14 protein-coding genes are annotated in these 19,703 nt (G+C 70.1%); 3 read left to right on the forward strand and 11 right to left on the reverse strand.

Going from position 1 to position 19,703, the window contains the following annotated elements:
• Positions 1–29 precede the first annotated feature (29 nt).
• The 10 genes from FL344_RS14240 to FL344_RS14285 all read right to left on the reverse strand — a co-directional run bounded on the left by FL344_RS14240 (position 30) and on the right by FL344_RS14285 (position 14,976).
• Positions 30–3,179, reverse strand: a complete 3,150-nt coding sequence (locus FL344_RS14240; protein ID WP_194863107.1) for an efflux RND transporter permease subunit — start codon at positions 3,177–3,179, stop codon at positions 30–32.
• Positions 3,169–4,368: an efflux RND transporter periplasmic adaptor subunit gene (locus FL344_RS14245; protein ID WP_141618918.1), complete on the reverse strand. Its 1,200-nt coding sequence runs from the start codon at positions 4,366–4,368 to the stop codon at positions 3,169–3,171. The genes FL344_RS14240 and FL344_RS14245 overlap by 11 nt, the downstream gene beginning before the upstream one ends.
• Positions 4,365–5,627: a TolC family protein gene (locus FL344_RS14250; RefSeq protein ID WP_141618919.1), complete on the reverse strand. Its 1,263-nt coding sequence runs from the start codon at positions 5,625–5,627 to the stop codon at positions 4,365–4,367. The genes FL344_RS14245 and FL344_RS14250 overlap by 4 nt, the downstream gene beginning before the upstream one ends.
• 109 nt (positions 5,628–5,736) lie before the next feature.
• Positions 5,737–6,051 carry a hypothetical protein gene (locus tag FL344_RS14255; protein WP_141588261.1) on the reverse strand — a complete coding sequence of 105 codons (315 nt, stop codon included), beginning with the start codon at positions 6,049–6,051 and terminating at the stop codon, positions 5,737–5,739.
• An 89-nt stretch (positions 6,052–6,140) separates the two neighbouring features.
• Complete coding sequence (locus FL344_RS14260) at positions 6,141–6,986, reverse strand: N-acetylmuramoyl-L-alanine amidase (RefSeq protein ID WP_141588260.1); 846 nt, start codon at positions 6,984–6,986, stop codon at positions 6,141–6,143.
• 120 nt (positions 6,987–7,106) lie between these two features.
• Positions 7,107–10,307 carry an efflux RND transporter permease subunit gene (locus FL344_RS14265; RefSeq protein WP_141618920.1) on the reverse strand — a complete coding sequence of 1,067 codons (3,201 nt, stop codon included), beginning with the start codon at positions 10,305–10,307 and terminating at the stop codon, positions 7,107–7,109.
• On the reverse strand, positions 10,294–12,030 hold the full coding sequence (locus FL344_RS14270; protein ID WP_194863108.1) for an efflux RND transporter periplasmic adaptor subunit: 1,737 nt from the start codon (positions 12,028–12,030) through the stop codon (positions 10,294–10,296). The genes FL344_RS14265 and FL344_RS14270 overlap by 14 nt, the downstream gene beginning before the upstream one ends.
• Positions 12,027–13,397, reverse strand: coding sequence for a TolC family protein (locus tag FL344_RS14275; RefSeq protein ID WP_141618921.1), 1,371 nt, complete (start codon positions 13,395–13,397; stop codon positions 12,027–12,029). The genes FL344_RS14270 and FL344_RS14275 overlap by 4 nt, the downstream gene beginning before the upstream one ends.
• A gap of 127 nt (positions 13,398–13,524) precedes the next feature.
• A complete protein-coding gene (locus FL344_RS14280; RefSeq protein ID WP_141588257.1) occupies positions 13,525–13,932 on the reverse strand; it encodes a hypothetical protein in 408 nt (135 codons plus the stop codon).
• A gap of 78 nt (positions 13,933–14,010) precedes the next feature.
• The gene (locus FL344_RS14285) at positions 14,011–14,976 is read right to left on the reverse strand and encodes a PLP-dependent cysteine synthase family protein (RefSeq protein ID WP_011551113.1); all 966 of its coding nucleotides are present in this window, start codon (positions 14,974–14,976) and stop codon (positions 14,011–14,013) included.
• Positions 14,977–15,147: 171 nt separating this feature from the next.
• Here FL344_RS14285 and FL344_RS14290 point away from each other — a divergent pair, with 171 nt between their 5' ends.
• The 3 genes from FL344_RS14290 to FL344_RS14300 all read left to right on the forward strand — a co-directional run bounded on the left by FL344_RS14290 (position 15,148) and on the right by FL344_RS14300 (position 18,499).
• Entirely contained in the window at positions 15,148–16,608 is a 1,461-nt protein-coding gene (locus FL344_RS14290; protein WP_141618922.1) for an ATP-binding protein, read from the forward strand.
• 66 nt (positions 16,609–16,674) lie between these two features.
• Positions 16,675–17,268, forward strand: coding sequence for a DUF2378 family protein (locus FL344_RS14295; RefSeq protein ID WP_141618923.1), 594 nt, complete (start codon positions 16,675–16,677; stop codon positions 17,266–17,268).
• A 175-nt stretch (positions 17,269–17,443) separates the two neighbouring features.
• Entirely contained in the window at positions 17,444–18,499 is a 1,056-nt protein-coding gene (locus tag FL344_RS14300) for an ABC transporter ATP-binding protein (RefSeq protein WP_141618924.1), read from the forward strand.
• Between the two features lie 24 nt (positions 18,500–18,523).
• Here the strand turns inward: FL344_RS14300 and FL344_RS14305 are convergent, their stop codons facing one another.
• Positions 18,524–19,696, reverse strand: coding sequence for an FAD-dependent monooxygenase (locus FL344_RS14305; protein ID WP_141618925.1), 1,173 nt, complete (start codon positions 19,694–19,696; stop codon positions 18,524–18,526).
• Between the last annotated feature and the right edge of the window lie 7 nt (positions 19,697–19,703).

The raw sequence follows: 19,703 nt of genomic DNA on the forward strand, positions 1-19,703 counted from the left end.
GGCGGCGGCTCCCCTGGCGGTGCGTCGTCTCAGGGCGCCACTGACGTCTGTGCCCGAGCAGCCTTCCGGGCGGCCAGCCGCTGTGTCACCCGCTCCTGCCACCCGTGCACGAAGGCATAGAAGGTGGGCAGCACCAGCAGGGTGAACAGCGTGGAGGTGACGAGCCCGCCCACCATGACGACGGCCAGGGGGCGCTCCACTTCCGTGCCGTGCAGTGGCAGCACCAGCAGCGGCAGCAGGCCCAGGATGGCGGTGCCAGCTGTCATCAGCTTGGGGCGGACGCGGCCGATGCTCGCCTCTCGAATGGCCTCATCGAAGGGCTTTCCGTGCTGCATGAGCAGCTTCGTCTGCGCCACCAGCACCAGGCCATTCTGGACGGCAATGCCAAACAGGCCGATGAGGCCCACCAGGCTGGACACGTTCCACGTCTCCCCGGCGATGAGCAGCGCGAGGATGCCGCCGACGAAGGCGTCCGGCAGGGTGGCGATGATGACCAGCGACTCCGCCAGCGAGCCCAGCGCCAGGTACAGCAGGATGAACACCGCGAGCAGGGCCACCGCGATGGCGACCGTCATCGCCTGCGCGGCGCGCTGCTGGCTCTCCACCCGGCCGCCCACGTCCAGGAAGTAGCCGGTGGGCAGCTTCAGCTCCGCCGCCAGCCGCTCGCGCACCTCGGCCGCCGTACTGCCCAAATCCCGGCCTGCGACGCTGGCTTCCACGGCGATGCGCCGGCTGCCCGCTTCGCGGCGGATGCTGCCCGCGCCGAACGTCTCCTCGATGGTGGCCAGTTGGCTCAACGGAATGCGCGTGCCGTCATGCCCGTCCACCAGCAGGCCCCGGATGGCGGTGGCGTCGCCCCGGCGGTGGTCCGCCAGCCGCAGCAGCAAGTCATAGCGGCGCTGGCCCTTCCACACCTGGGCGAACTCCTGGCCCACCATTCCCACCTTCACGGCGTGGATGACGTCTCCGGGTGTCAGGCCCACGCGCGCCACCGCGGCGCGGTTCACGGTGATGCGGAGCTGGGGAAGGCCGGTCAGCTTCTCCGCCCGCAGGTCCTCCACGCCTTCCACCTTCGTCATGATGGCCTGCGCCCGCTCGGCCAGTCCGGCCAGCGTCTCCAGCTCCGGCCCGAAGATGCGCACGGAGATGTCCGCGGGGCTGCCGCCCAGCCCTTCATCGATGCGCATGCCCAGGGGCGTGGTGAACAGCGTCGACACGCCAGGGACCTGTCCCACCGCCTCGCGCATCGCGGCTTCCAACTCCTCCATCGAACGTCCCCGCTCCGGCTTGAGGATGACGAGCACGTCCGACAGCGTGTGCGGCATCGGGTCCTCCGTGCGTTCGGCGCGGCCCGTGCGGCGCACCACGTCGTCCACCTCCGGGAACTTCAGCAGTGCGTCCTCCACCAGGTGGTTGAGCCGGTCCACCTCCTCCAGCGAGGCCTCCGGCGGCAGCACTGTCTGGAGCAGCAGCGCGCCTTCATCCAGCTTCGGCATGAAGTCGCTGCCCACCACGAAGGCCAGTGACAGGGCGGGCACGGTGACGGCCAGGGCCACCAGCCGCACGAGGCCCGCGTGGCGCATGCACGCCTCCAACATGGGCGCGTAGACGTGCTTGATTTTGCGGATGAGCCACACGTCCTCGGGCTGTCCTTCGCGGGGCGCGCGCAGGAAGAGTCCGGACGCCACCGGCACCAGCGTCAGCGCCAGTCCCAACGACGCCGTCAGGCAGGCCACCACGGCCGCGGCGAGCGGTTGGTACATGCGCCCCTCGATGCCCGTCATGGCGAACAGGGGGATGAACACGGAGACGACGATGAGCGTGGCGAAGGCGATGGGCCGGGCCATCTCCATGGATGCCGCCAGCGCCACGTCGCGCCGCGAAGCCTTGCCCTTCGCTTCACGCAAGCGGTGGACGATGTTCTCCGTGACGATGATGGCCGCGTCCACCAGCAGGCCCACGGCGATGGCCAGTCCTCCCAGCGTCATCGTGTTGATGCCGATGCCGGCGAACTTCAACAGCACGCCCGCCAGCGCCAGAGACAGGGGCAGGGTGAGCGTGACGATGAGCGCCGCGCGCCAGTCTCCCAGGAGCAGGAAGAGCACGAGCACCACCAGCACCGCGCCCAGCAGGATGGCCCGGCTGACGCCGCCCAGCGCGGAGTCCACCAGCACCGACTGGTCATACACGATGCGGAGTTGCACACCGGGAGGCAGGCCCTGTTTCAACTCCTGGATGGCGACGCGGATGCCCGCCGTTACCTGCTGTGTGTCCGCGCCGAACTGCTTGATGACCCGGCAGCTCACCACCTCGCCCTTCAGCCGGTGGGCGATGCCTCGGCGCACGGCGGGGGCCTCGCGGATGTCGGCCACGTCACCCAGCAGCACGGGCGTGCTGTCGCGCACGGCGACCACGGTGTCGCGCAGGTCCTCCACGGACTCCGCGCGCCCCACCGCGCGCACCGTCCACTCCATGGGGCCCTGCACCACGAAGCCGCCCGAGGCGTTCAGGTTCGCGCCCTCCAGCGCGTGCTCCACCTGGTTCAGGGTGATGCCGCGCGCCACCATCTGGTCCGGGTCGAGCTGCACCTGGAACTGGCGCAGGTAGCCACCCAGGCGCTCCACGCCGGCGACGCCGGGCACGGCGAGCAGCCGGTTCTTCACCTCGAACTCGGCCAAATCCCGCAGCGTCATCAGCTCCGCCGCGCCGGGCTCCGCTTCCAGGGTGAACTCGAACACCTCGTTGAGCCGCCCGGTGAGGCTGGAGACCAGCGGCGCGTCCGTGCCCGGTGGGAGCTCGCTCTGCGCCTGGGCCACGCGCTCGACGACGTACTGCCGGCTGCGGAAGTAGTCGGCGTCTGGCTCGAACTCCACCGTGAGCTGGGTGACGCCCAGCTGCGAGGTGGAGCGGATGCGGCGCACCTCGGGCAGGCCCGCGAGCGCCACCTCCATGGGGATGGCCACGGCCGTCTCCAGCTCCTGCGCGCCCATCGCCGGGTTCTGCACGATGACGTTGAAGATGGGCGCGGACAGGTCCGGGAACACGTCGCGCGTCAGCCCCTTGAGCGCCACCGCGCCGAAGGCGGAGAGCGCCAGGGCCAGCACCACGGTGAGACCAGGCCGGGCGAAGGAGGACCGTAGGATGCGGTTCATCAAGGAGTTGGGGGCCTCAGTGGGCATGGCCGTCACTCCCTCCGCCGCTCAACTTCTCTGCCTCTGCCTTGAGCAGGAACGCGCCTTCCACCACCACCTGCTCGCCAGGCTTCAGTCCGGTGAGGACCTCCACGTCGCCGCCCAGCGTGCGGCCCCGGCCCACCTCGCGTCGCTCGAAGACGCCGCGCGCGTCCGTGGGCAGGAAGGCCACCCAGCCACCTTCCAGCCGCTGGAGCGCCGCCGCGGGCACGGCGGTGATGGGCGCTCCCGGGTCCCCCAACGGGATGTAGGCCGACGCGGACATGCCGGGCCGAAGCTGGCCGTCGGCGTTGTCCAGCTCCAGCCTCACGGGGATGGTGCGTGAAGTCGCATCCACGCGCTGCCCCACGTGGCCCACCTTCGCCATGAACTCCTGGCCCGGAAAGGCCGCGAAGGTGATGCGGGCCTGCGTGCCACGCTGGATGCGCACGGCGTCACGCTCGAAGGCGTGCACCACCAGCCACAGCGAGGACACGTCACCAATGCAGAACAGCGGCAGGTTGGGGTCCGCCATCTGCCCCATCCGCGCGGTGCGTTCGACGACGGTGCCGGACAGGGGGGCGCGCAGGACGAAGCCCGGGGGGACGTTGCCACCGCGCAGCTCTTCTTCGCTCACGCCCAGGGCCACCAGCTCCGCGCGCGCGGCGGCGACCGAGGCCTCGGCGGCGGCGGCCTCTGCTTCGGCGGCTTGCACGTCCTTGCTCGCGATGATGCGCTCGTCCGCGAGCGTGCGCTTGCGCTCGGCGGCCTGACGCGCGGCCTGGGCCTGGGCCTGGGCCGCTTGCAGCGCCGCGCGCGCCTTGCCCAGCTCGGGGCTGCGCAGGTCCGCGAGCTTTTCGCCCTGCTTCACCGCCTGACCGGTGGTGGCGAAGACGGCGCTCACGCGGGCGGCGATGGGGGAGGCCACCTCCGCGTAGGCGTCCTCGCTGAAGGTGAGCTCTCCCAGGACGGTGACATTCTCACCGCCCGGTCGCACGCCCACGGGCGCGGTGGTGATGCGCAGGTCTCTCAACATCTCCGACGCGATGCGGACGTGGGGCTCGCCATGCTCGTCGTGGTGGGCACCTGCCTGGGCGGCGGGCTCGTCATGTCCATGTTCTTGCTCGTCGTGCGGCGTCTCGCGCTTGCAGGCGGTGAGCAGGAGGAGGGCGGCCACTGCGGCGTGGAGGGGCTTCATGGAAGGGCTCCGGTCTCCGCGGCCAGTTGGACGCGGGCGAGGGCCGCCTGGAGGAGGCTGTCGAGGTAGGCGGCACGCGCTTCCAGCGTGTCGCGGCGAACGAGGAGGAATTCGGCGAGGCCCATCTCTCCGGCTTCGTAGGAGCGGCGAGCGAGACTTTCGTTGTCACTGAGCAGCGGCAGGGCGTCGGCTTCCAGCAGCGTCACGGCTTCCAGCCGCTTGCGGTGCTGCACGCGCGCGGCCTCCACCTGGACGTCCACTTCCAACCGCGCCGCGGCCAGCAGGGATTGGAGCCGGCGCACGCGGGCCTCGCCCGTCACCCGGGCGTTGTCTCCCCGGTCGAAGATCGGCAGCGGCACGCTCAGGGCGCCGAGGTAGGCGATTTCATCAATCTCCCGCTGGTACAGAAACCCCGCGGTGATGTCCGGCCAGACGCTCGCCCGGCCCATGCGGCGGTCGGCATCCGCCTGGGCGAGTTCCGCTTCCAACGCGGCGATATCGGGCCGCGCCGCCACGGTGTCTGTCTTCGCCTCCGTGACAGGCTGGAGCGCGAGCACGCGCAGCTCACCGCGGATGGCCAACGGATGCGTGAGCGGAAGGCCCAACATCGCGCGCAACTGGTGGAGATGGACGGCCTCGTCCCCCTCCGCGGTGGCCACCTCCGCGCGCATGCGGGCCAGGGACACGCGCGCCACGTTGACGTCCACCACGGGCACATCACCGGCCTCGAAACGCCGCTGGGCGGAGTTCGCGGTCTCCCGGGCGGCGGCCTCGGCTTCTCGCGCGAGGCTCAGCCGCTCCCGCGCATGCAGCGCCTGGAGGAAGCGCGCGGCGACGTCGCCCAACACCCGGCGCTCGGCGTCGCGCTGGTGGGCCGTCGCCATCTCCAGACCGGCGCGCGCGGAGTCCCGGCGGGCGCCGCCCTTTCCACCCAGCTCGAAGGATTGGCTGATGCCCACGCTCAAGTCCGCCCCACGCACGGCGGGGTTTCCAGGCGAACCAGGGGCACTGCGCGGGCCCGCCTGGAGCTCGAAGGTGGGGTTGTCGTTCAGCAGCGATGCGGCGGCCGCCACGGGGCCCTGGGCCTCGGCGGCGCGGCCCGCGGCATCCAGCAGCGCGGGTGCGCGCTGGCGGGCCAGGGCCAGGGTTTCTTCAAGGGACAGCGCTGCGTCGGCGGAGCCCGGCTGGGCCGCGGCGACACGCGGAAATACGAGTGCGGCGGCGAGCCCGAAGGCTGCCACCGTGAGTGGATGGGGCACGGCGATGACCTCGCGAAAGGGAGGCGTGCGTCAGGTGGAGCGTGCCCCGCGATGACACACGGGCACACCTGTCCTGGCGGACGCGAGCGAACGAGACGGCGGACGCGACCTACGCGAGGGGGACTATGGGGACGTGGAGGATGTCGCGCCCGTCGGCCGACAACGGTTCGGCCTTCTCGTAGGCGACGCGCAAGGGTCGCGACACGAGCAGCACGAAGGAAAGCGGCGGGGCATGCGCGGCCACGGTGCGCACGTGGGCACAGCAGGTGCAGTCGGTGCAGTCCGGGGCGCACTGCCCCTGGTCATCATCGTCCGGGCAGGTCTGCGTGCAGACCTCGCCCACCGCGCCGGTGAGGGTGGGCATCAAGCCCCCCAGGCCCGGGGCGAACAGGAACAGGCAGACGATGAGCCAGATTCGGAGCACGCTGGCGACCTTCTACCACGTTTCCAAACGCAATGCGTGCGAGGGACTCACACCTGGTGAGCCTCCTCGCACGCAGGGGAAGACGACTGTCAGGAGATGCCCTTGCGCAGCCGGTTCCAATCGAAGTTGGGCGCCGGGTCGTTCTTGCGGCCCTTGGGAACCGCCACGTCGGCGTGGCCCACGATGTTCTTCATCGGAATGTTGTGCTGCTGCTTCAGGTAACCGGTGAGCTGGGTGAGCGACTTGTACTGCGCCTCGGTGAAGGGCGTCTTGCCGCTGCCGTCGTTCACGATTTCGATGCCGATGGAGCGGTTGTTGATGTCCGAGGGCACGCCGTGCAGCTCGCCCTTGCCCGCGTGCCAGGCGCGCTTGTCGTCACCGACCAGCTGATAGATCTTCCCGTCGCGGTCCACCATGTAGTGCGCGGACACCTTGCTCTGCGGATTGCGCATCCACGCCAGGTCGCCCGAGCCGTTGTTGGTCGCGGTGTGGTGCATGACGATGGTGTCGATCTTCGTCCCGCCGCGCGAGTTCTGGTTCGGCGAGGGCGCGTTGATGACCGCGGGCTTGGTGAACTTGCCGCCCGGGGTGGTGGGTGTGGTGGGGCCGCTGGTGCCCAGCGCCTTCTTCAGCGCCGCGTGCGTGAGGTCACCGTAGAAGCCGGTGGTGGGCAGCTTGTTGTCCGCCTGGAACTTCTTCACCGCCGTTTCCGTCTGCGGACCGAAGGTGCCGGGGCCCGTGGTCACCTGGGCCTTCGTCATGTAGCCCACCTTCACGAGCGCATCCTGCAACTGCTTCACCTTGGGCCCGGAGTCGCCCTTGCGCAGGCCCGCAGGCGGCGCGGAGACCGTGGAGGCCGCGGCGGCGGCGGTACGAGGGGCCTGCGCCTGAGGGGCGCGGAACACGGAGGAGAGCGAGGGCAGGCGAAGGCTCATGAGGGCTTCCAGGGGGTAGAGGCTGCGTGAATCTGCCCGGATTATCGGCGCCCAGGCCCCGGGAGTTGCGTAACTCCCGGGGCGAACTTGGGTGTCCAGGTTCAGCCAGATTGCAACTTTTCAGGCTGTCTGAGTTTCGGCGGGCAGGGGTGGCTCTCCTGTGCCTTCCTCTGGCTGCTCCTGGGGAAGGTGGCGCCGCTTCCAGAGGGCGAAGATGGCCGGATACACGGTCAGCTCGAGTAGAAACGACGTCACGAGTCCGCCCACCAGCGGCGCAGCGATGCGCTTCATCACGTCCGCGCCCGTGCCGGTGCTCCACAGCACGGGGAGCAGGCCAATCATGTCCGTCATCACCGTCATCAACTTGGGACGGATACGACGCGCCGCGCCATCAACGATGGTCTCCGTCAGGTCGGCCATGGAGCGCAGCCGGCCCTCCTGGTCCGCCTTCCTATGGGCCAGGGTGAGGTAGAGCAGCATCACCACGCCCGTCTCCGCGTCGAGCCCGGCCAGCGCGATGAGCCCCACCCACACGGCGATGCTCATGTTGTAGTCGAGCAGGTACAGCAGCCACACCGCGCCAATCAGGCTGAAGGGCACCGCCAGCAGGACGATGCCCATCTCCACCACGGACTTCGTGCTGAAGTACAGCAGCAGGCACACCAGCAGCAGGGTGACGGGAATCACCACCTTGAGCTTCTCCGTGGCGCGCTCGAAGTACTTGAACTGACCGCTCCACTCCACGCGCACGCCGGTGGGCGTCTTCACCTCGCGCGCCACCGCCGCCTTCGCGTCCTTCACGTAGTCCGCGATGGGCCGCGCGGTGTCCACGAAGACGTAGGTGACGAGCTTGCCGCCCTCGCTGCGAATCATCGGCGGGCCCTGCACGAAGCGCACGTCCGCCACCTGGGCCAACGGCACCTGCGCGCCGGCCGGAGTGGGGACCAGCACCTCCTTCAACAGTTCGGGGCTGTCGCGGTACTCACGCGCGTAGCGCACGTTGATGGGGTAGCGCTCGCGGCCCTCCACCGTCTGGGAGACGTTCTCTCCGCCGATGGCGCCCATCACCACCTCGTTGATGTCCTTCACGCCCAGGCCCAGGCGCGCGGCCTCTTCCCGCTTCACCTCGATGTCCACGTAGAAGCCGCCGGTGGAGCGGTCCGCGAACGCGCTGCGCGTGCCGGGCACCTGGGCCACGGCCTTTTCAATGGCCACCGCTGCCTGCTCCAGCGTGTCCAGGTTGTCGCCAAACACCTGGATGCCCAGCGGACTTCGGATGCCGGTGGCCAGCATCTCCGTGCGCGTCTGGATGGGCATCCAGAAGATGTTGGGCATGCCCGGGTACTGGAGCGTCTCGTCCATCTCCGTCAGCAGGGCTTCCCAGGTGAGGCCCTTGCGCCACTCGGACTTCGGCTTGAGCACCACCGTCGTCTCGAACATGGACAGGGGCGCCGGGTCCGTGGCCGTCTCCGCGCGGCCCGCCTTGCCGAAGACGCTGACCACCTCTGGAATGCGCTTCAGCTCCGCGTCCATGGACTGGAGGATGCGCGTGGCCTCGGTGATGGACATGCCCGGCGGCGAGGTGGGCATGTAGAGGATGGCGCCTTCGTTGAGCGGCGGCATGAACTCATGGCCCAGCCGCATGAAGGCCGGCACCGTCATCGCCATGGCCACCACGGACAGCGCCACCACCACCTTGGCGTGCCGCACCACGAAGCGCACCACCGGCATGTAGAGGGCCACCAGCCAGCGGTTGAGGGGGTTCTCGTCCTCCCGGCGGATGCGTCCGCGGATGAAGAGCACCGCCAGCGCGGGCGTCAGCGTCACCGCCAGCACCGCGGCGAAGCCCATGGAGTATGTCTTCGTGTACGCCAGCGGCTTGAAGAGCCGGCCTTCGGTGGCCTCCAGCGTGAAGACGGGGAGGAAGGCGACGGTGAGCACCAGCAGCGTGCCGAAGATGGAGGGCCCCACCTCCTGCATCGCGGAGATGATGACCTCGCGCCGCTCACCGGGGCGGCCTTCCGCCTCCCACGCCTCCAGCTTCTTGTGGATGTTCTCCACGATGATGATGGAGGCATCCACCATGGCGCCAATGGCGACGATGATGCCGCCCAGGCTCATGATGTTGGCGGTGAGCCCCTGGTAGTACATGGGGATGAAGGCGAGCAGCACCGCCAGGGGCAGCGTGAAGATGGTGACCAGCGCGCTGCGCGCGTGCATCAGGAAGAGGAAGATGATGAGGCTGACCACCAGCATCTCCTCCACCAGCGCCCGGCTGAGCGTGCTGATGGACTCCTCGATGAGCCCCGAGCGGTCATAGGTGACGACCAGCTCCACGCCCTCCGGCAGGCCCGCGCGCACCTCCTCCAGGCGCTCCTTCACCGCGTCGATGACGGTGAGCGCGTTCTCCCCGTAGCGCATGACGACGATGCCGCCGGCCACCTCGCCCTTGCCGTCCAGCTCCGCGACACCCCGGCGGATGTCCGGCCCCAGGCTCACCGTGGCCACGTTGCGCACCAGCACGGGCGTGCCGTCCCCGCTCACCTTCAGCGGGATGTTCTCGATGTCCTGCGTGGAGCGGATGTAGCCACGCCCTCGGATGATGTGCTCGTGGCCCGCGATTTCCATCACCCGGCCGCCCACGTCCTCGTTGGACTCGCGGACCGCGCGTGTCACCTCGCCCAGCGTCACGCCGTAGGCGCGCAGTTGGTTGGGGTCCACCTGCACCTGGTACTGCTTGACGATGCCGCCCACGCTGGCGACTTCCGCTACGCCGGGCACGCTGGACAGCGCGTAGCGCACGTTCCAGTCCTGGAGGCTGCGCAGGTCCGCCAGGGAGTGCTTGCCGCTCTCGTCCACGAGCGCGTACTGGAACACCCAGCCCACGCCGGTGGCGTCCGGACCCAGCATGGGCGTCACACCCGCGGGCAGGCGTCCGCGCGCCGTCTCCATGTATTCGAGCACGCGGCTGCGCGCCCAGTACATGTCCGTGCCGTCCTCGAAGATGACGTAGATGAAGGACATGCCGAACATGGACTGGCCACGGACGGCCTTCACCTTCGGCGCCGACAGCAGGGAGGAGGAGATGGGGTAGGTGATCTGGTCCTCGACCAGATCCGGCCCACGTCCCATCCATTCGGTGAAGACGATGACCTGCGTGTCGGACAGGTCGGGGATGGCGTCCAGCTTGGTGTTGCGAACCGCGTGGACGGCCCACGCCGCCAGGCCGCCCACCAGCAGGATGGTGAGGAACGGGTTGCGCGCGCACGCACCGATGATGCGGCCGATGAAGCTCTGTCCGCCATTCTCAGTGGGCTGCATGGCTGCCTCCGAAGTCATCCGTGGCGGAGCGGATGCGGCTCTCCGCCGCGATGAGGAAGTTGCCGCTGGTGACGACGACGTCGCCGGGGGACAGCCCCTCCAGCACCTCGTAGGTGCCGTTGCCCTTGATGCCGAGCTTCACTTCCTGGGGGCGCAGCCGGCCCTCGCCCAGGTCCACGAACACCAGCCGCCGCGGGCCGGTGTAGATGACGGCCGAGTCGGGAATCTGGAGTCGCGGCGCGCCGCCCTGCAGGATGAAGCGGACGTCCGCGTACATGTCCGGCTTCAGCTCCAGCTCCGGGTTGGGCAGCTCGATGCGGATGCGCCCGGTGCGCGTGGCGCCTTGCAGGGACGGGTACACGTAGCCGACGCTGCCCGCGTATTTCTTCCCAGGCAGGTAGGGCAGGGTGACTTCCACCGGATGGCCCGGCTTCACGCGCGCCAGGTCCTGCTCGTACACGTCCGCCTCCACCCACACCTTCGCCAGCGGGGCGATGCGGAACAGGCGCTCACCGGCCTTCACCGCCGCGCCCTCCACCACGTTCTTCTCCAGCACATAGCCGCTGGCAGGCGCCAGGAAGGGCATGTTCTCCACCGGCTGGCCTCGCTGGGCGACGCGCTCGATTTGCGCCGCGGACAGGCCCCACAGCTCCAGCCGCTTGCGCGCCGCGCCCACGAGCGACGCGTTGGCCGCGCTCTGGCTCTGACGCGCCAGCAGGTACTCCTGCTGCGCGGCGTAGAGCTCCGGGCTGTAGAGGGTGAAGAGGACGTCGCCCTTCTTCACCGGCTCGCCCGTGGCGTTGACGCGCAGCTCGTGGATGTAGCCGTCCAGCTTGAGGGTGACGTCCACCAGCGACTTCTCGTCGAAGGTGACGCGGCCGAGCGCGCGCAGGGACAGGTCCATGGAGGCCTGCTCCACCTTCGCCGTCTTCACGCCGATGCGCTGCCTCCGCAGGTCGTCCACCCGGATGATGCCGCTCGCCAGCTCGGCGCGGCTGACGGGCGTCAGGTCCATGCCGCAGATGGGGCACGCGCCCGGGCCGTGCTGCTTCACCGACGGGTGCATGGGGCAGGTGTAGTGTGCGATTTCCCCCTCGCCGTGAGCTCCCGCGGGAGCGGCCGAGCGCCACTCGCTGGTGGTGCCACACGCCAGCATGCGCCGGCCCATGTACGGGTTCTCCAGCTTGGGCTCGCGCTGGAGCCACTGATTCACCCCCTCCACCATGGGGCATTCGAAGATGTGCCAGCCTTCCTGGAGCCGCGGGTCGGCGGACGCCAGGGCGATGAGCGCTTCACTCACGCGCGCGAAGTGCTGGCGCGCTGCCTCGGCGTCCTTCGCCGAAGCGAGTTGCGAGGCGCCGTCCGCGCCCTGCTGGAGCCAGCCCTTCAGCGGCGTGCCATCCCCCGGTGTGGCCTCGGCGGCCTGCTGGAGCGCGGCCTTCAGCGCTCCCGCCCTGGCCTCGAATCCTTCCAGGGTGTCCTGCGCGAGCAAGGCCCGTGCGGCTTCGTAGGACTCGAAGGCCGCGCGCGTGTACTCCAGGGCGGCGCCGGGCAGCGGCGTGCCCGCGCCGCCGTGCGCCTCATGCGTCGCGGGCGCGGTGCCGGTGTGGGACGTGGAGCCGAAGAACCAGCCCGCGAGGGGCTTCCAGGCCACGGCGACGAGTACGGCGAGGGCAACCACTCCCAGCCAGGGGGCGATGCGGCGGCGGTTCGGGGGGCTCATCGCGTCTCTCCGTTCCGGGGCAGTCCCGGGGTGTGGCCCATGGCCTTGTCCAACTCCGCCCGGCGGCGCTGCACGTCCGCCAGGGCTGTCTGTTCACGCAGCTCCACGCGGCGCAGGCCGCGCTCCGCCTCGATGAGGACCTGGAAGCTGTTCTTGCCGCTCTCGAAGCCCGCGCGGGCGGCGGACACCTGGTCCTTCGCCGCGGGGATGAGCCGCTCCTGAAAGAGCGCCACCACGCGCCGCGCCTCCTCGGCACGCGAGCGCGCCTGCTCCACCTCGACGCGGATGTCGGAGATGAGCTGCTCCTCCTCCCGGCGCAGGCGCTTCAGGCCGGATTCGGCCTCCCGCACAGCGGCCTTCCGCTTGCCGAAGTCGAGCGGGATGTTGAGGGTGACGCCCGCCATGAACTGGTGGGGCGTGTCCATCCACATGGAGTTGTACTCACCCATCACCATGACATCCGGGTAGTAGTCGCGCTTCGCGAGCCGAACGGCGGCCTCGCCTCCACCGAGCCGGGCCCGCAGGCCCTCCAGCTCCGGGCGCAGGCGCAGCGCTTCGTCTTGCAGCCGTTCGGCGGGAACGGACTCCGCGGCATGCGCGGGCATGGCTTCCGGCAGCGGCGGCAGCGGTGCCTGGGGGGCGCGGTGCAGCAGGCCGTTGAGCTGGGCGCGAAGCCGCTCGCGCTCGGCTTCGAACATCACCTGTTCGCGCAGCACCTCGCTCAGCTCCACCTCCGCCTGGAGCGGATCCTGCTGCGAGGCACGGCCGGTGACGTATTGGGCCTCCGCGCTCTTCTTGAGCTGCCCGAGCAGCCGCAGGTGCTCCGCCGTGACGGCGAGCGAGCGCTCCACGACGAACAAGTCATCGAAGAGCGTGGAGGCCGTGAGGGCCAGGCGCAGGCGCAGGGCCTCGCGGTCCTCGCGCATCGCCTGCGCTTCCGCCAGCGCCATCTCCCCTCGCAGGCCGCGCTTGCCGGGGAAGGGGAGCTGTTGGCTCAGCCCCACGACCTGTCCGAACGGCACGCTGCCAGTGATGCTCAGCGGCGCGACCTCATAGGTCAGCATCGGGTCTTCGAGCGCCGTCTCACGCGGGTAGCGTTCGAGACTGGCTCGCCACGCCTCACGCGCTGCTTCCAGCGAGGGGTTGCGCGCGAGCACCTGCCGCACCAGCTCCGCGCGCTCCAGCACGGGGGCGCTCGTGAAGGGCTCTGGTGCCTGTGCCTCTGGTGCCTGCCGGGCAACGGCTTCGAGTTGGGATTGATACCGCTGGTCATTGGCTCCGGCCGCGCCGGGGCCCAGCCACACGGCGACGCCGGTGGCGAGCACGGCCCGCGTAGCGGACCGCCTCCAGGTTCCATGGGGTGACATGACTTCCTGCTCCAGATGACGGGATACGAGCCTGTCGCCGGGAGAAGGACGTCACCGGCGGCGGGCGGAATCCGGCCGGTGGACACACGTCCACCCGCCAGGCCTCAGCGCATGCGGGCCGGACGTCTCAAATGAGGTAGGAGCAGTGCTGCAGGTACAGCGGTGGCGCGGTGGCGTGATGCACGCCCCGGATGCGCACCCACGACGTGGGCAGGGACTCGGGCGCTGGCGGCACCTCTGGGACAGCCTGGGGAAGCACCGCCAGAGGTGTCAGCGCCCACGCATGGCGTGAGCTCGCGGTGACGGGCTCCGGCGCCGGGAGCTGCACGGCGAGTTCGCCGCAGCAGTCGTGGTGGTTGCCTCGGATGCCCGCTTCCTGAGCGTCGGGCGCGGCCTTCGTCCGCTTCGACTGGGGGCAGACACACGTCAGGTCCAGCTTCACCGTACCCTGGCAGAGATGGAACAGCCCCTCGGCCGCCCCCGCGATGGGAGGCAGCCCCAGGACCACCAGCAATGTCAGGACTCGGACGAGCATGAGCGTGGGCTTGCCCAGCAGATAGCGCGGCGTGACGGCGCGTGCAACTCCGCACGCGCCGCGCCATTCCCATTCAACTCATGCCGCGCCGCGTGCTGGCACGGGCTTGGGCTGGATGAGCTCGGTGGAGAAGTAGCGCTCCATGCGGTCGGGGAACACCGTCACCACCTGCGCCCCCGGGCCCAGTCGCTTCGCGGCTTCCACCGCGGCGACGTAGTTGAGGCCGGACGACGGTCCCACCGGGAAGCCGCGGCGGATGAGCGCCCTGGCGGTGCTCATGGCGACGTCGTCCGACACGTCGATTTCAACGCGGCCCGGCATGTCCGCCTCGCGGTACAGCCGGGACATGCCATCCACCACGCCCGGGACGCGGGGGCTGAAGCTGCAACATTCGATGTCGCAGCCCAGGCCGGCGATGGGGCGCGCCACGAAGGCCGTCACCGGACAGCCTGCTTCCGCGAAGGCCTGGTACAGGCCCACCACGGTGCCGCCTGTGCCTACGCCGCTGACCACGCCGTGCACCAGCCCGCCCGGGATTTGCGACAGAATCTCCTGGCCCGTCCACACCCGGTGGGCCTCGGCGTTGTCCAGGTTCTCGAACTGACGCGGCGCGAAGGCCTTGCGCTCACGCGCCAACTCCTCCGCCTTCACGATGGCGCCGTGCACGCCGGCTTCGCGCGGCACCAGCACCACGTCACCACCATAGGCGCGGATGGTGAGGATGCGCTCCCCGGTGACGCCCTCCGGCATCACCGCCGTGAAGCGCAGGCCCATCTGGGCGCAAGCCAGCGCCAGGGCGATGCTCGTGGAGCCGCTGGACGCCTCGATGACCTCGCCGCCGGGGACGAGCTCCCCCTGACGCCACGCCTTCTCCAGCATGTAGCGGGCGATGCGGTCCTTGGTGGAGCCGCTGGGGTTGAGGAACTCCAGCTTGCACCAGATGGTGGGGCCCTCCTCGTGGAGACGAACGGGGACGAGCGGAGTGGGACCCACGGCCTGGAGGAAGCGGCCGTCCGCGGGAAGAGGGCGACAGGGAGGGCGCATGCGGCCTTCCCTATCGCGAAACGGCTCGTTCGGCACTGGCCATGAACTTTTTGCTGGGTTCCTGGACAGTCGCTTGTCTGCCTGCCCCGACAGCGCGCCTGTTGGTGCCCGTAACATCTGGCCTTCAGGCGGAGGCGGGGCTACGAAAGAGCCTGGTCCGCACACCTCCGTATGCCTCCCACTTCCGCGCTCATCCTCAACGTCAACGACGACGCGGCCAGCCGCTATGTCACCTCCCGCGTGCTGGGGCTCGCGGGCTTCCGCGTCGTGGACGCCGCTTCCGGGATGGAGGCGCTGGCCCTGGTGACCGAGGACACGGACCTCGTCATCCTGGACGTGCGGCTGCCGGACATCAGCGGCCTGGAGGTGTGCCGGAGGTTGAAGGAGACGCCTCGCACACAGGGTGTCCTGGTGCTCCACCTGTCCGCACAGGCCGTGGGGCCGGGCGATCGGGCGCAGGGCCTGGAGCACGGCGCGGACGGCTACCTGGTGGCGCCGGTGGACCCGGAGGAACTGGTGGCCCAGGTCCACGCGCTGCTCCGGCTGCGCCGGGCCGAGCGCGAGGTGAAGGAGCTGTCCCGCGAGGTGGTGCACCAGCGCCAGCTCCTGGAGTTGGCCATCTCCTGCGCGGCGGACCCCATCGCGCTCTACGACGAGACCGGGCGCGTCCTGTCGGCCAATCAGTCCCTGTATGCCTCACGCGGCAGCCACGCCGTGCATGCACCGGGCAGGACACTGGATGAGATGCAGGCCGCGGATGGGGCGCTGACGCCGTACCTCGAACAGGTGCGGGTGGCCCTTCGCACGGGGCAGGTGCAGCGAGGCACCATGGTCCTGGGTTCGGACCGGGGCCCGCGGTACTTCGACTACGTCTTGTCGCCCGCGCTGGGGGCCGGCGGCGAGGTCCTGGCGGTGATGTCCTCCATGCGGGACGTCACGGAGTCGCGCAGCGCGGAGGAGTTCCGCGAGCAGTTCATTGGCATGTTGGGGCATGACCTGCGCAACCCGCTCAACGCGCTGTCCATGTCCGCGCAGCAGCTGCGGCGCAAGGGTGGGCTGGACGAGCGCCAGGGCATGCTCACCGAGCGCATCCTCACCAGCGCCGAGCGCATGGACCGGATGATTCGCCAGCTGCTGGACTTCGCGCGCTCGCGGCTGGGCGGCGGCATTCCGGTGGTGCGCTCGCCGTGCGATGTATTCGAGGTGGTGCGCCGCACCGTGGACGAACTGCGCGCCAGCCATCCTGGCCGGGTGGTGGAACTGGAGTCCAAGGGCGATGGCCTGGGGAAGTGGGACTCCGACCGCCTGGAGCAGGCCGTGGGCAACCTGGTGGCCAACGCGCTGAAGTACAGCCCGGCGGAGAGCACCGTGTGGGTGTGGGCCGAGGGCTCCGAGCATGAGGTGGTGCTGCGCATCCACAACCGTGGCACGCCCATCCCCGCGGAGGACCTGCCCCACGTCTTCGGCGCCTGGCGCCGGGGCCGGCGCACCGCCAGTGACGCGGGCGCGCCCAGCGGCCTAGGGCTGGGCCTCTACATCACCCGGCAGATTGTCCGGGCGCATGACGGGGACGCGCAGGTGGCCTCCAGTGCGACGGAGGGCACGACCTTCCTCATTCGCCTGCCACGATGATGAATAGCTGACGGTTGGGGCGCCTCGCGACTCCCCGTTTGGGGTTGCCGCTACCACCTTCCGTGCATGGCGTCAGAGAAGCTCATTTTCGCTCAGTCCGTGGAAGCGCTCTTCGTGCGGGCGCTCGGGCCGTATCTCACCCGGGATGGACGCCAGCGCTTGAAGGCGGTGGGGCTCGACCTGTCGGAGCCGCTGCGTCCCCAGTACACATTGGAGCAGTGGCGCGCCTTCCTTCGCGTGGCGGCGCAGGATGTCTTCCCGGCCCTGCCTCCGCACGAGGCCAGCTTCGCGCTGGGCGCGCGTTTCCTCCAGGGCTTCCGGCAGACCTCGGTGGGCCGGGCCAGCCTGTCGCTCGTCACCCAGCTGGGGCCGCGGCGCACGCTGGAGCGGGTGCCGTACAACGTCCGGGCCGGCAACAACTTCAATGAGGTCCGCGTGGAGGAGTCCACGCAGGACGGCGCCACGCTGTGGATGAAGGACGTCACGGCGGACACGCCGGACTTCGCGGCGGGCTTCCTGGCGGAGACGCTGCGGTCGTCGGGCGCGGGGCATGTGGAGGTGAAGCCCATCGCCTTCGACGGCACGGCGGCCACCTTCCGCGTCACCTGGTCGAAGGCCGCCAGCCGGGCGCCTGTGGCCGGTCCCCGTCGCGTCTACTGAGGCGGGAGCGCCGCCACGACGCACCCTTCCGCTGGACTGGCTCCGCCTTCGAGTGTCTCGGTTGCCGGTGGAGGCGCTGGAGCACCCGTTGAGGGTGCGCTGGCGCTGGCCCCCTTCCGCGAGCTGTCGCACGATGCCGGCCGGACGCGCTCCCTGTCCGGAAGGAAGTCACCGCATGGCCCGGTTGTTCGTCGAGGACCTCCACGTCCGGCTCGGCGCGATTGACATCCTGAAGGGCATCACCGCCGACTTCCGAGATGGCGAGGTGGTGGCGCTGCTGGGCCGCTCCGGCAGCGGCAAGTCCACGCTGCTGCGCTCCGTCGCCGGGCTGGAGACGCCGGTGCGAGGGCGCATCCACATTGGTGAGCGCACGGTGTTCGACGCGGCGGCGAAGGTGAACCTGCCGCCAGAGCGGCGTGACCTGGGGCTGGTGTTCCAGTCCTACGCGCTGTGGCCACACAAGACGGTGTTCGACAACGTGGCCTACGGCCTGCGGCTGCGCAAGCAGCCCCGCGAGCAGGTGGAGCGGGCCGTGCGCGAGGTGCTCCAGGGGGTGGGCCTGGAGGGGTATGGCGACCGGTTCCCCAGCCAGCTCTCCGGTGGGCAGCAGCAGCGCGTGGCGCTGGCGCGGGCGCTCGTCTACGGGCCGCCGCTGGTGCTCCTGGATGAGCCCTTGTCCAACCTGGACGCGAAGCTGCGGGAGGAGGCGCGCGTGTGGATTCGCGCGCTCATCAAGCGGCTGGGGCTCACCGCGCTCTTCGTCACCCATGACCAGGTGGAGGCCATGGCCATCGCCGACCGCATCATGCTGCTGGACGGTGGGCGGATGGTGCAGGACGGGACGCCGGAGCAGCTCTACACGGAGCCCCAGAGCCTGTTCGCCGCCGACTTCATGGGGGTGAACAACACCTTGTCCGGCCGCGTGGTGGAGCGGCGCGAGGGCGAGGCGCGGCTCCAGGTGGGAAGCCAGTCATTGTGGGGCCTGCGGCGAGGCGAGGGCGCCTTGGGCGAGACGGCCACCGGCGTCATCCGCGTGGAGGAACTCCAGCTGGCATCCGGGCCCGGGGAGAACCGGCTCCCGGCCGCCCTGGTGAGCTCCATCTACGTGGGCGGGCGCTGGGAGCACCAGTTCCATGCCGCAGGGCAGACACTGCGCGCCTCGACGCGCCAGTGGTTGGCCCCGGGGGCCTACACACTCGCGTTCCCCAAGGAGCGCCTCTGGATTTTCTGAGAGGCGCCGGGGCCGCGCGGCGCCTCATGGCGCGAGCTCGGTGGGCGCTGGCGCGGAGCGCTGCCCCGCGGCGGGCGTCAGGGCGGGGAAGGCGGTGTGCCGGTTCTTCCAAAAGGGCGCGTCGGGCCACCGTTGCTCCTCGCGGTAGGTGCAGCTTCGCCTGCGCAGGTGTTCGTCGAAGCGCAGATGAAGCGTTTGCTCGTAGGCGCAGAGCGCATCCTCTTCACCGCGCAGGTATTGCTCCAGGGCTTCCGCGGCGAGGAGCGCGGAGTCCAGCGCGCTGATGATTCCCTGGGCGGACAGCGGGTCATGGGTGCAGGCCGCATCGCCCACGGCGAGCCAGCGCTCACCGTGCATCTGGTCGAGTTCGCCGACGAGCACGGGCGCCGCGACGAGAGGCTCTCCGGCGAAGTCGCAGGCCGCCAGCCTCGCCTGGGTGACGGGGGCTTGTTCGAGCAGGGCCGTCCACGGTTCCGGCGTCGCCCAGCGCAGTCCGTGCAAGGAATCTCCATCACCCACCAGGGTGACGCCGACACAGTCCGAGGGCAGTCGCGCGGAGTGCCACCAGCCTTCCGGACATGATTCCACCAGGGCATCCGTGGGGAACGATTCCCCTGGCCGGAGCTGGAACGCACCATGAACGGTGAAGCAGCGGTCGCGGATGCGGCGCCGCGCGCCCTGGGTCATGGCGAAGGTGGCTTTCCATCCGGTCGCATCCACGACGAAGCGCGCCCGCAGCGTGAGCGCGCCTGTCTTGCGTTGGGAGAGGTGCAGCCGATAGCCCTCCTTCGCGATGGACTCGACGTCCAGCAGGGTCGTCAGGCGAAGGACGCGGACGCCTTGCCGGGCTGCCTCCAGGCTGAGCCGTTCGTCGAAGCGCGCCCGGTCCAGGTGCCAGGCGGAGCCCCAAGGCGACATCCGCGTGTCCTGGACGCGGGGCTCCGCGCGGCCCCAGCACGAGGACGTCCCGCGCGAAGCCAGGTGTCCATCGCGCAGGAAGCTGCTCCAGACACCGAGCCGGGACAGAGGGATGCGGAGGTCGGGTGACAAGGTCTCGCCCGGGCGGTGCGTGTCGTAATCCGTGCGCTCGAGCATGACGACGGACAGGAAGGGCGCCAGGTCTCGCAGGGCCACGGCCATGGCCGCGCCCGCCGGGCCGCCTCCGATGATGGCGACGTCGTAGGAGGCTTCGCTCATGGCGCGC

The sequence above is a fragment of the Myxococcus sp. AB036A genome, from assembly GCF_006547355.1.
In the GTDB taxonomy this organism is placed as follows: domain Bacteria; phylum Myxococcota; class Myxococcia; order Myxococcales; family Myxococcaceae; genus Myxococcus; species Myxococcus virescens.